This is a genomic window from Streptomyces sp. DH12 (assembly GCF_020873895.1).
In the GTDB taxonomy this organism is placed as follows: Bacteria; Actinomycetota; Actinomycetes; order Streptomycetales; family Streptomycetaceae; genus Streptomyces.
This window is the reverse complement of sequence record NZ_JAHWGT010001445.1, coordinates 1-410: the sequence shown is the minus strand read 5'-3', so window position 1 is coordinate 410 and position 410 is coordinate 1. Positions and strand designations below refer to the sequence as shown.

The window sequence follows — 410 nt, the reverse complement described above, 5'->3', positions numbered from 1 at the left end:
GGTGGAGATTCCGGGGTCGTCGAGTCCGGGTACACGGAACAGCCCCCGGAGCCAGATGAGTTGCTCGCGCCGGTGGTGTCCGGCGCCGCCCTCGTGGCCGTTGAACTCGTAGACCCGCAGGTCCTTAGCGCCGCCGTAGAGGTGGTAGGCGGCGAAGCAGGTGGAGGGCGGGCAGACGGCGTCCATCATGGCGATGGAGAAGAGCGTCGGCGCCGTGGCGCGGGCGCCGAGGAGGGCCGCGTGGAACACGTCGGGGCGGCGCAGCGCGGCGAGGGGGGCCAGGTAGCCGCCGATGGACCAGCCGCGGATCGCGACCAGGTCCAGGTCGAGCGGGAAGTCCCCGGCCAGCGCCAGGAGCGCGTCGACCTGGTCCTGGAGGACGACGGCCGCGATGTCGTCCTTGACGGACT

General features: G+C 72.2%; 1 protein-coding gene. It reads right to left on the bottom strand.

The genetic code is table 11. The features are described 5' to 3' along the window. The coding region (locus tag LPA54_RS40495) for an acetylxylan esterase (protein WP_228985428.1) at positions 1-410 on the bottom strand (410 nt) is incomplete at both ends.